We start from the raw sequence: 17722 nt of genomic DNA, 5'->3' as shown, positions 1-17722 counted from the left end.
TGCTCCCCCTTCGCGCGGCAACGCTTTCCGGCTAGCTCTCTCCCCACGAGGCGCGATCCAGCGCGCCCGGCGGGAGGAGTGACGAATGGCGAGCGTATCGGACGACCTGCCCAAGCAGCACGAAGCGACGCAGAGCGAGAAGCTGGTGATCGCCGCCTCGTCGCTGGGCACGGTGTTCGAATGGTATGATTTCTACCTCTACGGCCTGCTCGCGACGATCATCACCGCGCAATTCTTCTCGGGAGTGAACGAGACGACGGGGTTCATCTTCGCGCTGGCGGCGTTCGCGGCGGGCTTTGCGGTGCGGCCGTTCGGGGCTTTGGTGTTCGGGCGGATCGGCGATCTGGTCGGGCGCAAGAACACCTTTCTCGTCACCATGGGGATCATGGGCCTTTCGACCTTCCTGGTCGGCCTGCTGCCGAGCTATGCGTCGGCTGGTGTCGTCGCACCGGTCGCACTGGTGCTGCTGCGGCTACTGCAGGGCCTGGCGCTGGGCGGCGAATATGGCGGGGCGGCGACCTATGTGGCCGAACATGCCCCCAACAACCGCCGCGGGCTTTACACCAGCTTCATCCAGACCACCGCAACGCTGGGGCTGTTTGCGGCTTTGCTGGTGGTGATCGGCGTGCGCTACGCCGTCGGCGAGGAGGCCTTTGCGGACTGGGGCTGGCGCGTGCCGTTCCTCGTTTCGATCCTGCTGCTGGCGGTTTCGATGTGGATCAGGCTCCAGCTTTCCGAAAGCCCCGTCTTCCAGAAGATGAAGGACGAGGGCAAGACATCGAAGGCACCCCTGACCGAGGCATTCGGCCAGTGGAGCAATCTGAAGGTCGTCATCATCGCGCTCGTCGGTGCCGTCGCGGGACAGGCGGTCGTCTGGTACACGGGCCAGTTCTACGCGCTGTTCTTCCTTGAAAAGACGCTGAAGGTGGATGGCGCGACAACCAACATCCTGACCGCGATCGCGCTGGCACTCGCGACGCCGGCCTTCGTCTTCTTCGGCTGGCTTTCGGATCGCATCGGCCGCAAGCCGATCATCCTGACGGGCTGCGCGTTGGCCGCGCTTACCTATTTCCCGCTGTTCGAGGCGCTGTCGAAATCGGCCAATCCGGCGCTCTACGCCGCGCAGCATTCGTCCCCGGTCAGCGTGACGGCCGATCCCGCGGATTGCTCGGTCCAGTTCGATCCGGTCGGCAAGAACAAGTTCGACAGCCGATCCTGCGACATCGCCAAATCCTATCTGGCGAAGGCGGGGGTTTCCTACACCAATGTCGAGGCGCCGGCGGGTAGCGTGGCGCGGGTGACGATCGGCGACATGACGATCGCCTCAGTCGATCCCGAGCTTGCCGCGGGGGCGAACCGGGCAGAGGCGATCAAGGATTTCCAGGGCCAGTTGAAGGCCGCGCTCGACGCCGCCGGCTATCCCGAAAAGGCCGATCCCGCGAAGATCGACAAGGTGATGGTGGTGGTCGTCCTCACCATCCTCGTCCTCTATGTGACGATGGTCTATGGCCCGATCGCGGCGCTGCTCGTCGAACTGTTCCCGACCCGCATCCGCTACACGAGCATGTCGCTGCCCTATCATATCGGCAATGGCTGGTTCGGCGGCTTCCTGCCGACCACAGCCTTCGCGATGGTCGCGGCGACAGGCGATATCTATTACGGGCTCTGGTATCCAATCGTGGTGGCCGCGATCACGCTGGTCGCGGGCTTCCTGTTCCTGCCGGAAACCTACAAACGCAGCATCGACGATTAGGAGAGCGGAGCCCGCCATGATCCCCACGATCACCGCCTTCGAAAGCTCACCCGATCGCGGCCGCGGGCTGGCGCGCGACATGCGCGTGCGCTGGGCACTGGAAGAAGTCGGCCAGCCTTATGACGTCCGCCTGCTCTCCTTCGCGGCGATGAAGGAGCCCGCACATCTGGCGCTGCATCCGTTCGGCCAGATCCCCACCTGGGAGGAAGGCGAACTGGTGCTGTTCGAATCCGGCGGGATCATACTCCATATCGCGGAGCAGCATGCGGGCCTGCTGCCCGACGATGCCAATGCGCGGGCGCGCGCGATCACATGGATGTTCGCGGCACTCAACACGGTGGAGCCGCCGATCGTCGATCGATCGATGGCAACGATCCTGGAACGGGACAAGAGCTGGTACGCGGAACGGCTGCCGATGCTGGACAAGCAAGTCCGCGCCCGGCTGGATCAATTATCCGCCCGGCTTGGCGACGGCGAATGGCTGGACGGCGCGTTCAGCGCCGCCGACCTGATGATGGTGACGGTGCTGCGCAGGCTGAACGGATCGGGCCTGCTGGAGGACTATCCGAATCTGTGCGCCTACATCGCCCGCGGCGAGGCACGGCCCGCATATCAGCGGGCCTTCGCCGATAAATTGGCGGTTTTCGCGGCTTCCGCTAGCGGGTGAGTATTAAGCGACCGGTTTGCGCTTCATCAGCGCCATCCGCAGGCAGCGACAGACGACCTCGTCGCGCTGGTTCCAGAGTTCGTGGCGGAAGGTGATGATGCCGGCATCCGGACGCGATTTGCTGTCCTTCAGTTCCACGATCTCGGTCTCCGCGCGCATCGTATCGCCGATGAAGACCGGCTTGGGCATTACCAATTTGTCATAGCCGAGATTGGCGATCAGCGTGCCGAGCGTGGTTTCCTGCACCGACAGACCCACCATCAGGGCGAAGGTGAAGGTGCCGTTGACAAGGATCTGGCCGAACTCGCTGGCCTTCGCAAATTCCGCATCGATGTGGAGCGGCTGCGGATTGTGGGTCATCGTCGAGAAAAGGAGGTTATCGGTCTCCGTCACCGTGCGACGGATTTCATGGACGACGCGATCGCCGACCTGCCATTCCTCAAACCAACGACCTGCCACCTGACGCCTCCCCCAACATTATCGTCACCCCGGATTTGTTCCGGGGTCCACTCCTCAACTTGCGAGGACGGCACATGCGGCACGGTGGACCCTGAAACAAGTTCAGGGTGACGAAGAATTATTCGCTCTTCTCCACGCGGACAAGCGTGACACCTTCGGCGACCTGCGCACCCGCCACGGCTTTCAGTTCGACAACCTTGCCGTCGAAGGGCGCGATCAGCGCCTGTTCCATCTTCATCGCTTCGAGGACGACGAGTTTCTGGCCCTTGGTGACGGTTTGTCCTTCAGTGACATCAACCGAGACAATCCGGCCGGGCATGGGTGAGAGGATGGAGCCGTCGGAGGCGCCGGCGCCGCCCTTGCCTTCGGTGCGGTCAGGTTCGACCACGAAAGCGGCGCCATCCTCGAAGTAGATGGTCTTGCGGCCGTCCTGCACTGAGGTGCGTCGCGTATCATACCAGAGGGCGTGATCGCCGACTTCGACATCCGCCGGCTGACTATCCACCGACATGCGAACCTGGCGTGCGGCCGGCGCGTTGAGCCGGAAGCCGAAGCGGGCGCGCGTAAGTTCAAAGAGTGGGCTTCCCCACTTATCGAGCATGTGCTCGCCACGGAAAGCAAGATCATCCGCCGCATATTGCAGCAGCGCATTGGACGGCTGCGGGGCTTCACACAGACTATCGATATGCTCACCGATGAAGCCGGTAGTGACATTGCCGTCGGCAAACTCCCCACTCTCAAGCAGGCGTTTCAGAAACCAGGCGTTGGTTTTGACCGGCTCGCACTCGATTGTTCCGCAGGCATTGGCGAGGCCGGCAATGGCATCCTTCCGGGTCTCGCCCCAGGATACCACCTTGGCAATCATCGGATCGTAGAAGGGGGAAATCGTGTCACGCTCCTCGACACCGGTTTCGATCCGCTCGCTATTGGGCAAAGCTAAATAATCCAACCGCCCCACGCTCGGCAGAAAACCCTTCGCCGGATCTTCCGCATAAAGCCGCGCCTCGACGGACCAGCCATTGATCGAAAGTTCATCCTGCTTCTTCGGCAGCGGTTCTCCGCTCGCCACGCGGAGTTGCCATTCGACGAGATCCTGGCCGGTGATCTCCTCGGTCACGGGATGTTCGACCTGGAGGCGGGTGTTCATTTCCATGAACCAGATGCGGTCCGCGCGCAGCCCTTCTGAGGCATCGGCGATGAATTCGATGGTGCCGGCGCCGACATAATCGACCGCCTGCGCCGCCCGCACCGCCGCGCCGCAGATCGCTTCGCGGGTCGCTTCGTCCATGCCGGGCGCGGGGGCTTCCTCGATCACCTTCTGGTGGCGGCGCTGGAGCGAGCAATCGCGTTCGAACAGGTGGACGATGTTGCCGTGTTTGTCGCCGAAGACCTGCACCTCGAGGTGACGGGGCGACAGGATATATTTCTCGATCAGCACGCGATCGTCGCCGAACGAGGACGCCGCCTCGCGCTGGCAGGAGAGGAGCGCGTCGGCGAAATCCTGGCCCGCATCGACGCGCCGCATCCCCTTGCCGCCGCCACCGGCGACCGCCTTGATCAGGACGGGATAGCCGATCGCGTCGGCCTCCGCCTTCAACCGGTCGGGGTCTTGATTCTCGCCCAGATAGCCGGGGGTGGTGGGGACGCCGGCATCCCGCATCAATTTCTTGGCGGCGTCCTTCAACCCCATGGCCGTGATGCTTGCGGGCATGGGGCCGACCCAGACCAGCCCCACATCCATCACCGCCTGCGCGAAGGCGGCGTTTTCGGAGAGGAAACCGTAGCCGGGGTGGATCGCCTCGGCGCCGGTCGCCTTGGCGGCAGCGATGATCTTGTCGCCGACCAGATAGCTCTCGCGCGCCGGCGACGGGCCGATATGCACGGCCTCATCCGCCTGGCGGACGTGGAGCGCGTTCGCGTCGGCATCCGAATAGACGGCGACGGTACGGATGCCCATGGCGCGCGCGGTGCGGATGACCCGGCAGGCGATCTCGCCCCGATTGGCGATGAGGAGGGAGGTGATCATGCTGACTTCCTAGTTCCTCCCCGAGCTTGTCTCGGGGAGGGGGACCATGCGAAGCATGGTGGAGGGGCAAAGCGATGCTGAAGGATATTGCGCCGAGAGGGCAAGCGAAGAGCATGAAGCGTGCCCGGCGTCTGCGGCGCGAGATGACCTTGCCGGAGGTGCTGTTGTGGACGGCACTCCGCGAACGGCCTGCCGGTCTCAAATTTCGGCGACAGCATCCCAGCGGGGCTTATGCGCTCGATTTCTTTTGTAGCGATGCACGACTGGCGATCGAAGTTGATGGCGAGGCGCACAATCTTGGCGCCCGGCCGATACGCGACGAGGCACGCGACAACTGGCTGGTGGCCGCAGGAATAGCGACGCTGCGGATTCCGGCGGCGGAAGTCTTGAAGGATCTGGCAGCGGTGCTGGAAACTATCGTCGCGACGGCGCAGTCGCGATTGCCCCTCCACCACCCGGCTGCGCCGGGCGGTCCCCCTCCCCGAGACAAGCTCGGGGAGGATCTTTAGGCGGCCATCCCCCATCACATCCGAAACACGCCGAACGCCGGGCGTTCGGGGATCGGGGCGTTGAGCGTCGCGGCGAAAGCAAGGCCCAGCACGTCGCGGGTCTGGGTGGGGTCGATCACGCCGTCATCCCACAGCCGTGCGGTGGCGTGGTAGGGGTTGCCTTCATCCTCGTAGCGCTGGCGGATCGGCGCCTTGAAGGCTTCGGCTTCCTCCGACGTCCATTTCTCGGCATCGCGGTGGACGGTTGCCAGCACCGACGCCGCTTGCTCGCCGCCCATCACGCTGATCCGGCTGTTGGGCCAGGTGAACAGGAAGCGGGGCGAGTAAGCCCGGCCGCACATGCCGTAATTACCGGCGCCGAAGCTGCCGCCGATCAGCACGGTGATCTTGGGGACGGTCGCGGTGGCCACTGCCGTCACCAGCTTGGCGCCATGCTTGGCGATGCCCTCCGCCTCATATTTGCCGCCGACCATGAAGCCGGAGATGTTCTGGAGGAACAGCAAGGGCACGCGGCGCTGGCAGGCAAGCTCGATGAAATGCGCACCCTTGACCGCACTCTCGGAGAACAGGACGCCGTTATTGGCGAGGATCGCCACCGGCATCCCCCAGATGCGGGCGAATCCGCAGACCAGCGACGGGCCGTAGAGCGCCTTGAACTCGTGGAATTCCGACCCGTCGACGATCCGCGCGATCACCTCATGCACGTCATAGGGTGCGCGCACATCATTGGGGATCAGGCCGTAAAGCTCCTGCGGATCGAATTTCGGCGGGCGCGGTTCGGTCACGTCGATGTCGATCTTCGATGTCGTGTTGAGCGTCGAGACGATGTCGCGAACGATGGTCAGCGCATGTTCGTCATTTTCGGCGACATGATCGACCACGCCTGACTTGCGGCCATGGAGATCGCCGCCGCCGAGATCCTCGGCCGAGATCACCTCGCCCGTCGCCGCCTTCACCAGCGGCGGGCCGGCGAGGAAGATGGTGCCCTGGTTGCGGACAATCACCGTCTCGTCGGACATGGCGGGCACATAGGCGCCGCCGGCGGTGCAGCTTCCCATCACGCAGGCGATCTGCGGGATGCCCTTGGCCGACATATTGGCCTGATTGAAGAAGATACGCCCGAAATGCTCGCGATCGGGGAAGACCTCGGCCTGGTGCGGCAGGTTCGCGCCGCCGCTATCGACCAGATAGACGCACGGCAGGCGGTTCTGCTCGGCAATCTCCTGCGCGCGGAGATGCTTCTTCACCGTCATCGGATAATAGGTGCCGCCCTTCACCGTCGCATCGTTGCAGACGATCATCACCTGCCGGCCCGAGACGCGGCCGATGCCGGCGATCATGCCCGCGCCCGGCACCTCACCATGATAGAGATCGCAGGCGGCTAGCTGGCCGATCTCCAGAAAGGGCGAGCCGGGATCGAGCAGCCGTTCGACGCGATCACGCGGCAGCAGCTTGCCGCGCGCGGTGTGCTTGCTGCGCGAGGATTCGGACCCGCCGAGTGCCGACGTCGCGACGCGGGTGCGGAGATCATCGGCCAGCGCGCGGTTGTGCGCGCTGTTGGCGCGGAAGGCTTCGGAGCCGGTGTCGATGGCAGAGGAGAGGACGGGCGCGCTCATGCTCCGATCAGCTCCCGCCCGATCAGCATCCGGCGGATCTCGTTGGTGCCGGCGCCGATATCGAGCAGCTTGGCGTCACGCATGAAGCGTTCGACCGGCCAGTCCTTGGTGTAGCCGGCGCCGCCGAGCGCCTGCACCGCCTCCAACGCGACCTTCACGGCATTCTCCGAAGCGAGCAGGATCGCGCCGGCCGCATCGAAGCGCGTCGTCTTGCCGGCATCGCAGGCGCGGGCGACGGCATAGACATAGGCGCGGGCCGAATTGAGCGCGACATACATGTCGGCGACCTTGGCCTGCATGAGCTGGAAGGCGCCGATCGGCTGGCCGAACTGCTTGCGATCGCGGACATAGGGCAGCACGACATCGAGGCAGGCCTGCATGATGCCAAGCTGGATGCCCGCGAGCACGGTGCGCTCATAATCGAGGCCCGACATCAGCACCCCGACGCCGCCGCCGACGGGGCCCATTACATTGTCTTCGGGCACTTCGCAGTCGTTGAAGACGAGCTCGGCCGTGGGCGAGCCGCGCATGCCGACCTTGTCGATCTTCTGGCCGATCGAAAAGCCGGGCATTCCCGCTTCGATGATGAAGGTGGTGATGCCGCGGCCGCCCTCCCCAGTCTTCGCGTAGACGACCAGCGTGTCGGCATAAGTGGCGTTGGTGATCCAGAACTTCGTGCCGTTGAGGACGTAGCGATCGCCCTTCTTCTCGGCCTTCAATTTCATCGAGACGACGTCGGAGCCGGCCCCGGATTCGGACATTGCGAGGCTGCCGACATGCTCGCCCGAGATCAGCTGGGGCAGGTAGCGTGCCTTCTGGTCGGCATTGCCCCAGCGGCGAAGCTGGTTGACGCAGAGATTGGAGTGCGCGCCGTAGGAGAGGCCGATCGAGGCCGAGGCGCGGGCAATCTCCTCCTGCGCGACGACATGTTCGAGATAGCCGAGGCCGAGGCCGCCATCCTTTTCCTCGACAGTGATGCCGTGGAGGCCGAGCGCGCCCATTTCGGGCCAGAGATCGCGGGGAAACCAGTCCTCGGCGTCGATCTTCGCAGCGAGCGGGGCAATACGGTCGGCAGCGAAGCGGGCAGTGGTGTCGCGGATCGCGTCCGCCATCTCACCCAGCGCGAAATCCAGATTCTCGGCCAACGGCCCTCTCCTTCGATTATCGCCGGCCCATCTACAGGCCGCCTGACCCTAGGTAAAATTGAAATCACGCGGGGCATGGCATAGATGCCATCTATGATCGACCGCTACCTGCTGCGCTATTTCCTCGCCGTGATCGACCATGGCAATTTCAGCCGCGCGGCCGAACAATGCAATGTCTCCCAGCCGACGCTTTCTGTGGGCATCGCGAAACTGGAGCGGGCATTGGGCAAACCGCTATTCCACCGCACCAACCGGCGGGTGGAATTGACCCCGGCCGGCGCGCATTTCGCGGTCCATGCGAGGCGGATCGAGGCGGAGTTCAACCTCGCGGAAGCAGCGGTCGCCGGCCAGGGCAAAAGGCGGACGGTGCGACTCGGCGTGCTGGCAACGATCCCGACGGCGATGGTTAGCCGGATCGTCGCGGTGCAAGCGGGCGGCGACGAGCAGGTGGAACTGGTCGAAGGCCGCGAGCGCGATCTGCTCGACCGGCTGGCGCGCGGGCGGATCGACGCGGCGCTGACGCTGCTGCGCCCCGACAATGATCGCTATGCGCGCGAGCCACTGTGGAGCGAAGGCTATGGGCTGGCGCTACCGGAAGCGCATCCGCTGGCGGGCGAGGCCGTGATCGCGGGTGAGGCGCTGGCGGACAATGTGATGATCGTGCGCCGCCACTGCGAAGTGCTGGCCGAGACCAGCCATTATTTCACCACGCGCGGCGTGCGGCCTTTCTTCGCCGCCCGGACGACGAGCGAGGATCGCGCGCTGGCGCTGGTGGCGAGCGGCCTGGGGGTGACGGTGATGCCCGACCGCCACGCCGCACCGGGCGTGGCACGCGCGCGGCTGGCGGGGTTCGATCATGTGCGGGAAATCGGGCTGCTGTTCGCGGCGCATGTCGATGCGGCGGACCTGAGTGAGACGGCGACGGTGAAGGCGGTGCGGGAGGCAGTTGCGCGCGCCTAAGGCCCCCCGACCAAAGCCGTTCTGGCACGATCCGGCAATGCGTCCTCATTCCCGACCGGCGTCTTTTCGGAACCCGACAGGCAGCTTCCCGTATTTTTCGCCAAAGTCCTGCCTGTCGGGACACGCGGACCTTGCGGTCGCGCACTTAGACTCCACTCGTCACCCCGGACTTGTTCCGGGGTCCACTGTGCCACACACATCGCCGTTGATAATCGAGCGGGACAATCCGTCATGGAATGATCCGCTGGTGTCGTTCGGACTGGAGCCGCTGCGGCTGTCGCTTGCGTGGCGGTGGACCCCGGAACAATTCCGGGGTGACGAAGAAGGGATGTCAGTTCCCCCCGACCGTTTCTGCCTTTCGGCCGTCAATCGGCCCGTCCCCAAATCTGACGGTTGTTCATCAGCTAAATTTGCCCCCGCGGTCTAGGAAACACGCTTACCACCCAGCGGGTGCATGAATTGCGCGGCATAACCGTGCGGGATCTCTTCCGGCACGCCATAGCCGTTCGGCCAGCGGCCGGCGGGGTAGAAGAAGGTGCCGAACAATTTGTCCCAGAAGGGAAAGTGGATCGCGAAATTGACGTCCACCGCTTCCTTCTCCAGCCCGTGGTGCCAGTGGTGGAAGCGTGGCGTGACCATGAAGTGGCCAAGCCGATCGAAATCGCCGCGCAGATTGGCGTGGATCAGCGACGAATAGACATAGACCAGACCGATATAGATCTGGAGAGCGACGGGCGAGAAGCCGAGCGTCATCATCGGGATCGCCGTCACCCCGCGCAGCGCCGCGATCTCGAAGAAATGCATCCGCGCGCCGGCCAGCCAGTCCATCTTCTTCGCCGAATGATGGATGGCGTGGAAATTCCACAGGAAGGGAACGCGGTGGAAGGCGCGGTGGAACCAATATTGGACGAGATCGGTGAGCAGCATGATCTCGATGATCTGGACCACCAGCGGTTGGCCGCCGATCAGCGCGCGGACATCGCCCCAGCCGCCGCTATGCGCGAGGACGAGCTTCGACGGCGCGAAAGCTAGAAAGGTCAGCGCCTGCACCATCATCGAGCTGATCAGGAAATAGAACAGATCCTCGCGCCATTCAGGGCGGAACAGCCGCTGGCCGCGATCGCGGGGTGCCAGCCGCTCCAGCGGCGCGAACATCAGCCCGGTCAGCACCAGATTCAGCACGAAGAAATCCATGCCGAAGAAGATGCCCCAGCTTTCAACCTCGCGGGCTTCGGCGCCCGACCCGCCGAGCAGGCCGGCGGCCAGCGCAATGCCCAGCGCGGTAAAGCCCAGCGCCTTGCGCGGCCGCAGCAACAGGCTGAGGAGAGCGAGCGCATAGGCGCCCAGGATGATGGCGTGGACCAGCGGCCGGAAGCCCGACCATTCCTTCGCGGCCATCAGTTCCGGCGTCGAAAGCCAGCCCGGATAGCGCAGCGAAAGCACCATGCCGAAGCCGGCGACGGCCAGCAGCAATGCGAAGAAGCCGGCGAACCAGCCCGTGCCGAAACGCCGCGCTTCGAGCGGCGCTTCCAGATCATGCATCAGCGATTTCAGATAACCCGCCATTCATTCCCCCGTCAGGCCGGCAGGATCGCATCGTCACCCGAAGGTTCGGGGCCATAGCGGTTCGGACCCTTGGTGCCGGCCGAACACATGAAATAGAGCAGGATGAGTCCGCCCACCAGCGGCACGAACCCGATCAGCATCATCCAGCCGGATTTGTCGAGATCATGGAGACGGCGAACCTGTACGGCGAGCGCGGGGACGAACATCACGAGGACATAGAGGATGAAGAGCGGCACGCAGACGCCGAGCATCGCGGGCGGCTCACTGGTCTCTGCGGACAGCATGGCGCCGAAGATCGGCACGTAGAGCAACATACCGATCGCGAAATGCATCAGCGCAAACATCCAATATTCACGCCGACACGAACGCCCGCGAAAATCGGCATACCGCTTCAGCGGCAAAATCATCCAGTCCATGACCCGTCCTCTGATTCTTCTCCATGGGATGGGCAATCGCCGCATCCGTCGCACAGGCTGGAGCAGCGGCCGAGACGGCGCCACGGCTGCGCGACGAGGCTGGCCGTGGGTTGCGCGAAACGAAGCACGCGCGACGAAAATGCAATTTACGTCGACGAAAATGCAGTGGGCGGGTGACGAGAGCACCGCATGTTCCTATGATGTTCCCTGACAGAAGGAATGGTCCAGGTTCCGCGAACGTGACGCGAAAGATCATCCATATCGACATGGACGCCTTCTATGCGTCGGTGGAACAGCGCGACCGCCCCGAATTGCGTGGGCAACCGGTGGCGGTGGGCGGATCGAGCGCGCGGGGTGTGGTCGCGGCGGCGAGCTATGAGGCGCGCAGGTTCGGCGTGCGATCGGCGATGCCGTCGATCACCGCGGCGCGCCAATGCCCGGAACTGGTGTTCGTGAAGCCGCGCTTCGACGTCTACAAAGCGGTGTCGCGGCAGATCCGCGCGATCTTTGCCGACTATAGCGATCTGGTGGAGCCGCTGTCGCTCGACGAAGCCTATCTGGACGTGACCGCCAATCGTCAGGGCCTGGCGTCGGCGACCGCAACAGCGGAGACGATCCGTGCGCGAATCCTGGCGGAAACGGGGCTCACCGCGTCGGCGGGGATCAGTTACAACAAGTTCCTCGCCAAGATCGCGTCGGACCAGAACAAGCCCAACGGCCAGTGCGTCATCACGCCGGCGCAGGGTGAATCCTTCATCGCGACCCTGGTGGTGGGCAAGTTCCACGGGATCGGCCCACGCACCGCGGAGAAGCTCAACAAGCTGGGCATCTTCACCGGCGCAGATCTGCGCGCCAAGGATCTCGGCTGGCTGCAGCAGCGCTTCGGCAAATCGGGCCTCTGGTATCACGCGATCTCGCGCGGGATCGACGAGCGCGCGGTGACGCCCGACCGGCCGCGCAAATCGAGCGGATCGGAAACCACCTTTTTCGACGACCTGACCACGCCGGCCGCCGTGGAGGAAGGCGTGTGCGCCCAGGCCGACGAGGTGTGGGACTGGTGCGAGCGAACACACAGCAGCGCGCGCACCGTGACGGTGAAGGTGAAATATGCCGACTTCCAGCAGATCACCCGCAGCCGCACGCTCGGCCATCCGATCGCCAGCCGCGAGATGCTGCAAGGCGTGAGCGTCGAACTGGTGCGCAGCATCTTTCCGCTGGCCAAGGGGGTACGGCTGCTGGGCGTCACCTTGTCGAACTTCGAGGATGCGGAGGCACCGGCGCACGGGCAACTCGCCTTCGTGCTGTAAGTTTGATCGCAAGGCGCGGGATGCGGCGGGGCGTGCCGAGGGCGATAGGACTGCCATGACCGACGATAGGAATTTGACCGCCCGGATCGAGGCGGTGGCCTGGGACGATGTTGCGGACGCGCTAGATGCGCGCGGCTGGGCGTTGCTGCCGGGATTGCTTCGCCCCGACGAGTGCGCGGCGATCGCGGCGGACTATGATCGCGAGGCGCTTTACCGCAGCCGGGTGGTGATGGCGCGACACGGCTATGGCCGGGGCGAATATCGCTATTTCGCTTATCCGCTGCCGGATGTGGTGGCGCGGTTGCGCGCCGCGCTCTACCCCCGCCTCGCGCCCATTGCCAATCGCTGGCACGAGCGGATGGGGCTCGCCCCCCGCTTTCCCGCCGATCATGCGGCCTTCGTCGAACGCTGCCACGCCGCCGGCCAGACGCGCCCTACCCCGCTGATCCTGCGTTATGGCCCCGGCGACTATAACTGCCTGCATCAGGACCTCTATGGCGAGCATGTCTTTCCGCTGCAGGCGGCGATCCTGCTATCGCGGCCGGGTGAGGATTTCACCGGCGGCGAGTTCGTGCTGACCGAGCAGCGGCCGCGGATGCAATCGCGGGTCGAGGTGGTTCCCGTGCGGCAGGGCGACGCCATCCTGTTCGCGGTCAACCAACGTCCCGTGACGGGCAGCCGCGGGGATTATCGCGTGGCGATGCGCCATGGCGTCAGCACGCTCACCAGCGGGCAGCGGCACATGCTGGGGATCATCTTCCACGATGCTGCCTGATCTGTTCGACGACGCCCCGCGCGACCTGATGCTGGAACCCGGCGCTGTGGTGCTGGGCGGCTTCGCAGCCGGCCATGATGCCGCGCTGATGGATGCGATCGGCGTCATACTCGACGCGGCGCCGCTGCGGCATTTGGTCACCCCCGGCGGCTGGCGGATGTCGGTGGCAATGAGCAATTGCGGGCGTGTCGGCTGGGTCAGCGATCGGCGCGGCTATCGTTATGACCCCGTCGACCCGGAAAGCAGCCGCGCGTGGCCGGCGATGCCCGGCCTGTTCAAGACGATCGCGGCGCGGGCGGCGGAAGCGGCGGGATTCCCGGCCTTCGTGCCAGACGCCTGCCTGATCAACCGCTATGAACCGGGCGCCCGCCTGTCGCTGCACCAGGATCGCGACGAGGAGGATCGGGAGGCACCGATCGTCTCGATCTCGCTCGGCTTGCCCGCAACCTTCCTGTGGGGCGGGCAGAAACGCGGCGACCGGCCGCGCCGTATCCGCCTGACGCATGGCGACGCGGTGGTGTGGGGTGGGCCGGCCCGATTCGCCTTTCATGGCGTCGATCCGGTGGCTGACGGAATTCATTCGCTGACGGGACGGGCGCGCTTCAATCTGACCTTCCGCAAGGTCTTTCGCAGCTGATTTCGGTCTAACGCGCGGGCGATAAGTCGTGGAGATCGGCGGATACTGTCGCCGCAGATCGCGCAAAGACGCCGCCCTTCGGCATCATGCTTAACCAGCATGGTTTTCGATCCACTATGGGACAGCGACTTTCTGCGAGTCGTTAGCATGCGGTTTTCCGCCCGCATCGCGTCTATGGGCGAATGGAATTGTTTGAGTGTTGGGGGGTCATTCCTGTGAAAATCGGTCTTTTCGCCGCGGCCGTCGCGGCTCTCACTGTCGGCGCTGCGCCGGCCTATGCCGCGACCACGGTCGTGGATGGCAAGTGCGTGTCGGTTGCCGACAAGTTCGGCTGCCTGTTCAAGGGCAATATCAACAGCAACCCCAACGGCAATCCGAACAGCTTCAAGCGCGCGGAAGAGGCCTATAACCTCTACAACAACACCCATCTTTCGGCTGGTCCGGACATCACGCTCAACATCCTCGGCTCGTCCGACGATGCCAAGTTCGGCGATGTCGGCAGCTTCAAGTTCAAGGCCGGTAGCAAGGCCGAGGGTAGCTGGGATCTGACCGGGTTCGACGTGGATTTCTTCGCCGTGAAGGCGGGCAATAATTTCGTCCTGTTCAAGCTGGACAAGGCCGCGAGCATCGGCTCGTGGAGCACCGCGCAGCTCGGCGGCAAGGATCTTTCGCATCTGGTGTTCTTCGGCAAGCCGACGGTGGTGACGACGCCGGTGCCGGAACCCGCGACCTGGGCGATGATGATCGCCGGCTTCGGCCTGGTCGGTGGCGCCATGCGGCGGCGGACGGTGCGCCTGGCCCACGCCTGAAGCATCGCGAAGATCGGGATGAACCCTGCCGGATCGCTTCCGGCAGGGTTTTTCTATGGGTTAAGCGGCGGAGCCTTACTCGCCCGCACCCTCCTCTCCCTTGATGATCGTCAGCTTCTTGCCCGAACTGCCCGTGCTGAGGCTGTCGCCGGTCAACACGACGGTGGTGCCGGGCGTAAGCACCGTCAGCACGCGGGCGCGGAACGCCTCCGGGATGTGCAGGCGCTTGCGTTCCGCCTCCGGCAATTCCTGATTGGCGGCGATCGACTGGCCGGGCAGCGGCAGTTGCAGCCAATGCAGCCCCTTGTCGTCGATCGCGCCCAGCGTGAAAGCCGCGGTCTGCGTGACCGGGCCGTCGATGGAGATGGGCGTGCGGCCGATTTCCACGCCGTTGCGCAGCACCAGCAGCCGGGCATCGGCCGCGCTGATGATGATCGAGACCGGCCCGGCGGGCGCGCGTTCCGGCTCCCACCGGCCGCTATCGGGGACGAACGACGCCGTGCCGCCGCCACGCAGGGCAGTCGGTGTCGGCGCCACGCGCGGCACATCGGCATTGTTGGTGATGACGACGGTGAGGCCGAGGCCGGTGACGCCATAAAGCGGTCGCGCAAAGCCCATCGGCAGCCGGATGCAGCCATGCGATGCGGGGTAGCCCGGCAGCGATCCCGCGTGCAGCGCGATGCCGTCCCAGGTCAACCGCTGCATGAACGGCATGGGCGCGTTGTTGTAGAGGTTGGATTTGTGATCCTTGTTCTTCTGCAGGATGGTGAAGACGCCGGTCGGCGTTTCATGCCCCTTCTTGCCGGTCGACACCGTGGAAATGCCGATGATGACGCCGTTGCGATAGACATAGGCGCGCTGCGTCTGCAGGCTGACGATGATCATCACCGGCCCATCCGGCGCGACATCGGGCGCCCAGATGAATTCGCCGGGCTTGAGCTTGGCGACCGCTTCCTCGACCGTGCCCGCGTTGAGCACCGGCTGCATCGCCCGCGCCGATCCTGCCGCCATCGCCATGCCGGTGCCCAGCCAGGCCATCATCACGCGCCGATCGACCAGCATCATTGCGCCTCCATCCCGCTGCAAGTGGCCGGACCATGACGGAAAACGGCCAGGGACGCCACGTTAAAGCGGGCCGATGATGGACCGGAGCGCCGGGCAACCCTATAGATCGATGCGATATCTTGCTCCGCTGGGGGGACGTGAGATGCGCAAGCCAGCTTTACGAGCCTTTTTCTGGTTGCTGCTATTCGCGATGGGCCTGACGCTCGTGGCCCATGGCGATGCCATCAGCTATCGCGGGCCGAGCACCGAAGCCGCCCTCAGCTTCGCCATCGGCGCGCCAATGCTGGTGATCAGCCCCTTCTTCTTGATCCGCGCGACATTGCTGGCGATCGGCAATGCGAAGCTGATGGCAGGAGGCAAGATCATCGCCCGCTGGCATGTATCGGCCGATGCGTGGCAAGCGTTCCGCAAATATGATGCCCGCCGCACCAGCCAGGATCCCGCACTGGCAAACGACTTCACGGTGCTGAAGGCGCCGCGCGACCGCGGCGTCGACGTGATCGTAGGCGAACGCCAACTGGTCGTCGATGGATCCTATCATGTGCTGCGGCCACGCGGCCTGCCGGAACTACGCGGCGTGGGCTGGCTGGGGCCGCCGGCCGACCCGGAATGCATCGAGTTCCGCATTGCTTATCCATCGCGCTACGGAACCCGACATATGTGCCTGCGCGTGCCGGTTTCCGTGCTGCAGCGGGAGGAAGCGCGACGCACCTTTTTCCATTTCCAGAGGATCATCCCGCCCCCCAAGGAGGGTCTCGTCTTCCGCGATCCGACGCGCGCGATCCGCATCGGCCTGCTGATGGCGGTGGTGGGCACGGCAATGACGGGGGTTGCCGCGATGCTCTTTTCGCGCGGAGCCATGGGAGACGGTGTGATCATCCTGCTCGGCGTCGGGCTGGGCGCGGTCGTGGGCGGGTTGCTGGTGTCAGCGATCGCGCTGGTTGTGCGGCAGACGTCTCGCCGGTGAAGATCATTGAGGGGAATCGGCGGCCGGCGTGTCGGGCGCGAGGATCGGCACCGTCGCTTCGGGCAGGATCACCGTCGATTTGAGCGCCGTCTCCGACATCACGAACAACGCGCCCGGTGCAAGCAGCGGCCCCAGCCGCGTGCGGAAGGCATCGGGGATGCGGAGCCTGTCGCCGTCGCCGGGGAACATCCGATCGGCCGGGGCATCATTGCTGCCGGGCAGCGGGATGGGTGACCATATCTGCGCGCCACCGTCGATGGTGCGGAGCAGGAAGGCCGAGGTGGCGGTGATCGGCGCTGGAATCTCCACCATCGTCCGGCCGATCTCGATCCCGCCGCGCAGCACGCTTAGCTTGCCGTCGCGCGCACCGACGATGATCGCGATCGGCCCTTCGGCCACGCGATGGGGCTCCCAGCGGCCGCCATCGGGCACGACCTCCGGCACGGGCGCGACATCGCCGACGATAGCCACCGTCATTCCGATCGGCGTCATCCCGTAAAGCGTGCGGGCGAAGGCGGGCGGCAGGCGGATGCAGCCATGCGAGGCGGGATAGCCCGGCACATGCCCGGAATGGATGGCGATGCCGTCCCAGGTGAGCCGCTGCATGAAGGGCATCGGCGCGTTGCTGTAGAGGTTGGAATTGTGCATCCGCGCCTTCTGCAGCAGCGTGTAGATGCCGACCGGCGTTTCATAGCCTTCGCGTCCCGCCGAAATGGTCGACGCGCCGATCAACAGGCCGTCGCGATAGACATAAGCGCGCTGCTCACTGAGGCGGACCAGGATGAAGAGCGGCCCTTCCCGCGCGGCATCGGCCTTCCAGAGGAACTGGCCGGGCTTGAGCCGGGCGATGCCCTTGTCATCCAAGGTCGGGACGGCCGGCGCGGACGGCTTCTTCGCCTTCGCTGCCGTCAGCAGGAAGGCGCCGCCACAAAGCCAGGCCATCGCAGTGCGCCGATCGCTGCCGATCATCTCGATTCACCGTCGTTTCGGGTGCAATCATCGCAAGAGCGGGCAGTTTGTTCCATGGCGGCGACACCGCGATTCA

Annotated in this window: 17 protein-coding genes; 9 read left to right on the top strand and 8 right to left on the bottom strand. The window is 64.9% G+C overall.

Annotated features, from left to right (window positions below):
* The first annotated feature begins 85 nt into the window (after positions 1-85).
* Complete coding sequence (locus ACFB49_RS23860; RefSeq protein ID WP_380874354.1) at positions 86-1753, top strand: MFS transporter; 1668 nt, start codon at positions 86-88, stop codon at positions 1751-1753.
* A 16-nt stretch (positions 1754-1769) separates the two neighbouring features.
* Positions 1770-2420, top strand: a complete 651-nt coding sequence (locus ACFB49_RS23855) for a glutathione S-transferase family protein (RefSeq protein WP_380874353.1) — start codon at positions 1770-1772, stop codon at positions 2418-2420.
* Between the two features lie 3 nt (positions 2421-2423).
* On the opposite strand, the gene ACFB49_RS23850 is transcribed toward ACFB49_RS23855, so the two are convergent.
* Positions 2424-2879: a MaoC family dehydratase gene (locus ACFB49_RS23850; protein WP_380874352.1), complete on the bottom strand. Its 456-nt coding sequence runs from the start codon at positions 2877-2879 to the stop codon at positions 2424-2426.
* A gap of 118 nt (positions 2880-2997) precedes the next feature.
* A complete protein-coding gene (locus ACFB49_RS23845) occupies positions 2998-4905 on the bottom strand; it encodes an acetyl/propionyl/methylcrotonyl-CoA carboxylase subunit alpha (protein WP_380874351.1) in 1908 nt (635 codons plus the stop codon).
* A 113-nt stretch (positions 4906-5018) separates the two neighbouring features.
* Here ACFB49_RS23845 and ACFB49_RS23840 point away from each other — a divergent pair, with 113 nt between their 5' ends.
* Positions 5019-5414: an endonuclease domain-containing protein gene (locus tag ACFB49_RS23840; RefSeq protein ID WP_380874349.1), complete on the top strand. Its 396-nt coding sequence runs from the start codon at positions 5019-5021 to the stop codon at positions 5412-5414.
* 14 nt (positions 5415-5428) lie between these two features.
* Here ACFB49_RS23840 and ACFB49_RS23835 read toward each other — a convergent pair whose 3' ends face one another.
* Positions 5429-7030: a carboxyl transferase domain-containing protein gene (locus ACFB49_RS23835; protein WP_380874348.1), complete on the bottom strand. Its 1602-nt coding sequence runs from the start codon at positions 7028-7030 to the stop codon at positions 5429-5431.
* Positions 7027-8142, bottom strand: coding sequence for an acyl-CoA dehydrogenase family protein (locus ACFB49_RS23830; protein ID WP_380880096.1), 1116 nt, complete (start codon positions 8140-8142; stop codon positions 7027-7029). The genes ACFB49_RS23835 and ACFB49_RS23830 overlap by 4 nt, the downstream gene beginning before the upstream one ends.
* Before the next feature lie 126 nt (positions 8143-8268).
* Here ACFB49_RS23830 and ACFB49_RS23825 point away from each other — a divergent pair, with 126 nt between their 5' ends.
* On the top strand, positions 8269-9135 hold the full coding sequence (locus ACFB49_RS23825; protein ID WP_380874346.1) for a LysR family transcriptional regulator: 867 nt from the start codon (positions 8269-8271) through the stop codon (positions 9133-9135).
* Positions 9136-9558: 423 nt separating this feature from the next.
* Here the strand turns inward: ACFB49_RS23825 and ACFB49_RS23820 are convergent, their stop codons facing one another.
* Both ACFB49_RS23820 and ACFB49_RS23815 read right to left on the bottom strand, forming a co-directional pair.
* Positions 9559-10701, bottom strand: coding sequence for a sterol desaturase family protein (locus tag ACFB49_RS23820; RefSeq protein ID WP_380874345.1), 1143 nt, complete (start codon positions 10699-10701; stop codon positions 9559-9561).
* 11 nt (positions 10702-10712) lie between these two features.
* Positions 10713-11117, bottom strand: coding sequence for a DUF805 domain-containing protein (locus ACFB49_RS23815; RefSeq protein ID WP_380874344.1), 405 nt, complete (start codon positions 11115-11117; stop codon positions 10713-10715).
* 200 nt (positions 11118-11317) lie between these two features.
* On the opposite strand from ACFB49_RS23815, the gene dinB reads away from it, so the two are divergent.
* The 4 genes from dinB (at position 11318) to ACFB49_RS23795 (ending at position 14645) form a co-directional block, all read left to right on the top strand.
* Complete coding sequence (gene dinB / locus ACFB49_RS23810) at positions 11318-12424, top strand: DNA polymerase IV (protein WP_380874343.1); 1107 nt, start codon at positions 11318-11320, stop codon at positions 12422-12424.
* Positions 12425-12479: 55 nt separating this feature from the next.
* Complete coding sequence (locus tag ACFB49_RS23805) at positions 12480-13199, top strand: 2OG-Fe(II) oxygenase (RefSeq protein WP_380874342.1); 720 nt, start codon at positions 12480-12482, stop codon at positions 13197-13199.
* Positions 13189-13836, top strand: coding sequence for a DNA oxidative demethylase AlkB (alkB, locus tag ACFB49_RS23800; RefSeq protein WP_380874341.1), 648 nt, complete (start codon positions 13189-13191; stop codon positions 13834-13836). The genes ACFB49_RS23805 and alkB overlap by 11 nt, the downstream gene beginning before the upstream one ends.
* A 215-nt stretch (positions 13837-14051) precedes the next feature.
* On the top strand, positions 14052-14645 hold the full coding sequence (locus tag ACFB49_RS23795; RefSeq protein WP_380874340.1) for a PEPxxWA-CTERM sorting domain-containing protein: 594 nt from the start codon (positions 14052-14054) through the stop codon (positions 14643-14645).
* Between the two features lie 75 nt (positions 14646-14720).
* Here ACFB49_RS23795 and ACFB49_RS23790 read toward each other — a convergent pair whose 3' ends face one another.
* A complete protein-coding gene (locus tag ACFB49_RS23790; protein ID WP_380874339.1) occupies positions 14721-15710 on the bottom strand; it encodes a L,D-transpeptidase in 990 nt (329 codons plus the stop codon).
* 142 nt (positions 15711-15852) lie between these two features.
* On the opposite strand from ACFB49_RS23790, the gene ACFB49_RS23785 reads away from it, so the two are divergent.
* Positions 15853-16677, top strand: coding sequence for a hypothetical protein (locus ACFB49_RS23785; protein ID WP_380874338.1), 825 nt, complete (start codon positions 15853-15855; stop codon positions 16675-16677).
* 3 nt (positions 16678-16680) lie between these two features.
* Here the strand turns inward: ACFB49_RS23785 and ACFB49_RS23780 are convergent, their stop codons facing one another.
* On the bottom strand, positions 16681-17646 hold the full coding sequence (locus ACFB49_RS23780) for a L,D-transpeptidase family protein (protein ID WP_380874337.1): 966 nt from the start codon (positions 17644-17646) through the stop codon (positions 16681-16683).
* Positions 17647-17722 lie beyond the last annotated feature (76 nt).

Origin of the sequence: Sphingomonas sp. DBB INV C78 (assembly GCF_042693015.1) — a bacterium.
GTDB lineage: Bacteria > Pseudomonadota > Alphaproteobacteria > Sphingomonadales > Sphingomonadaceae > Sphingomonas_E.
This window is presented reverse-complemented; position numbering and strand designations above follow the sequence as displayed.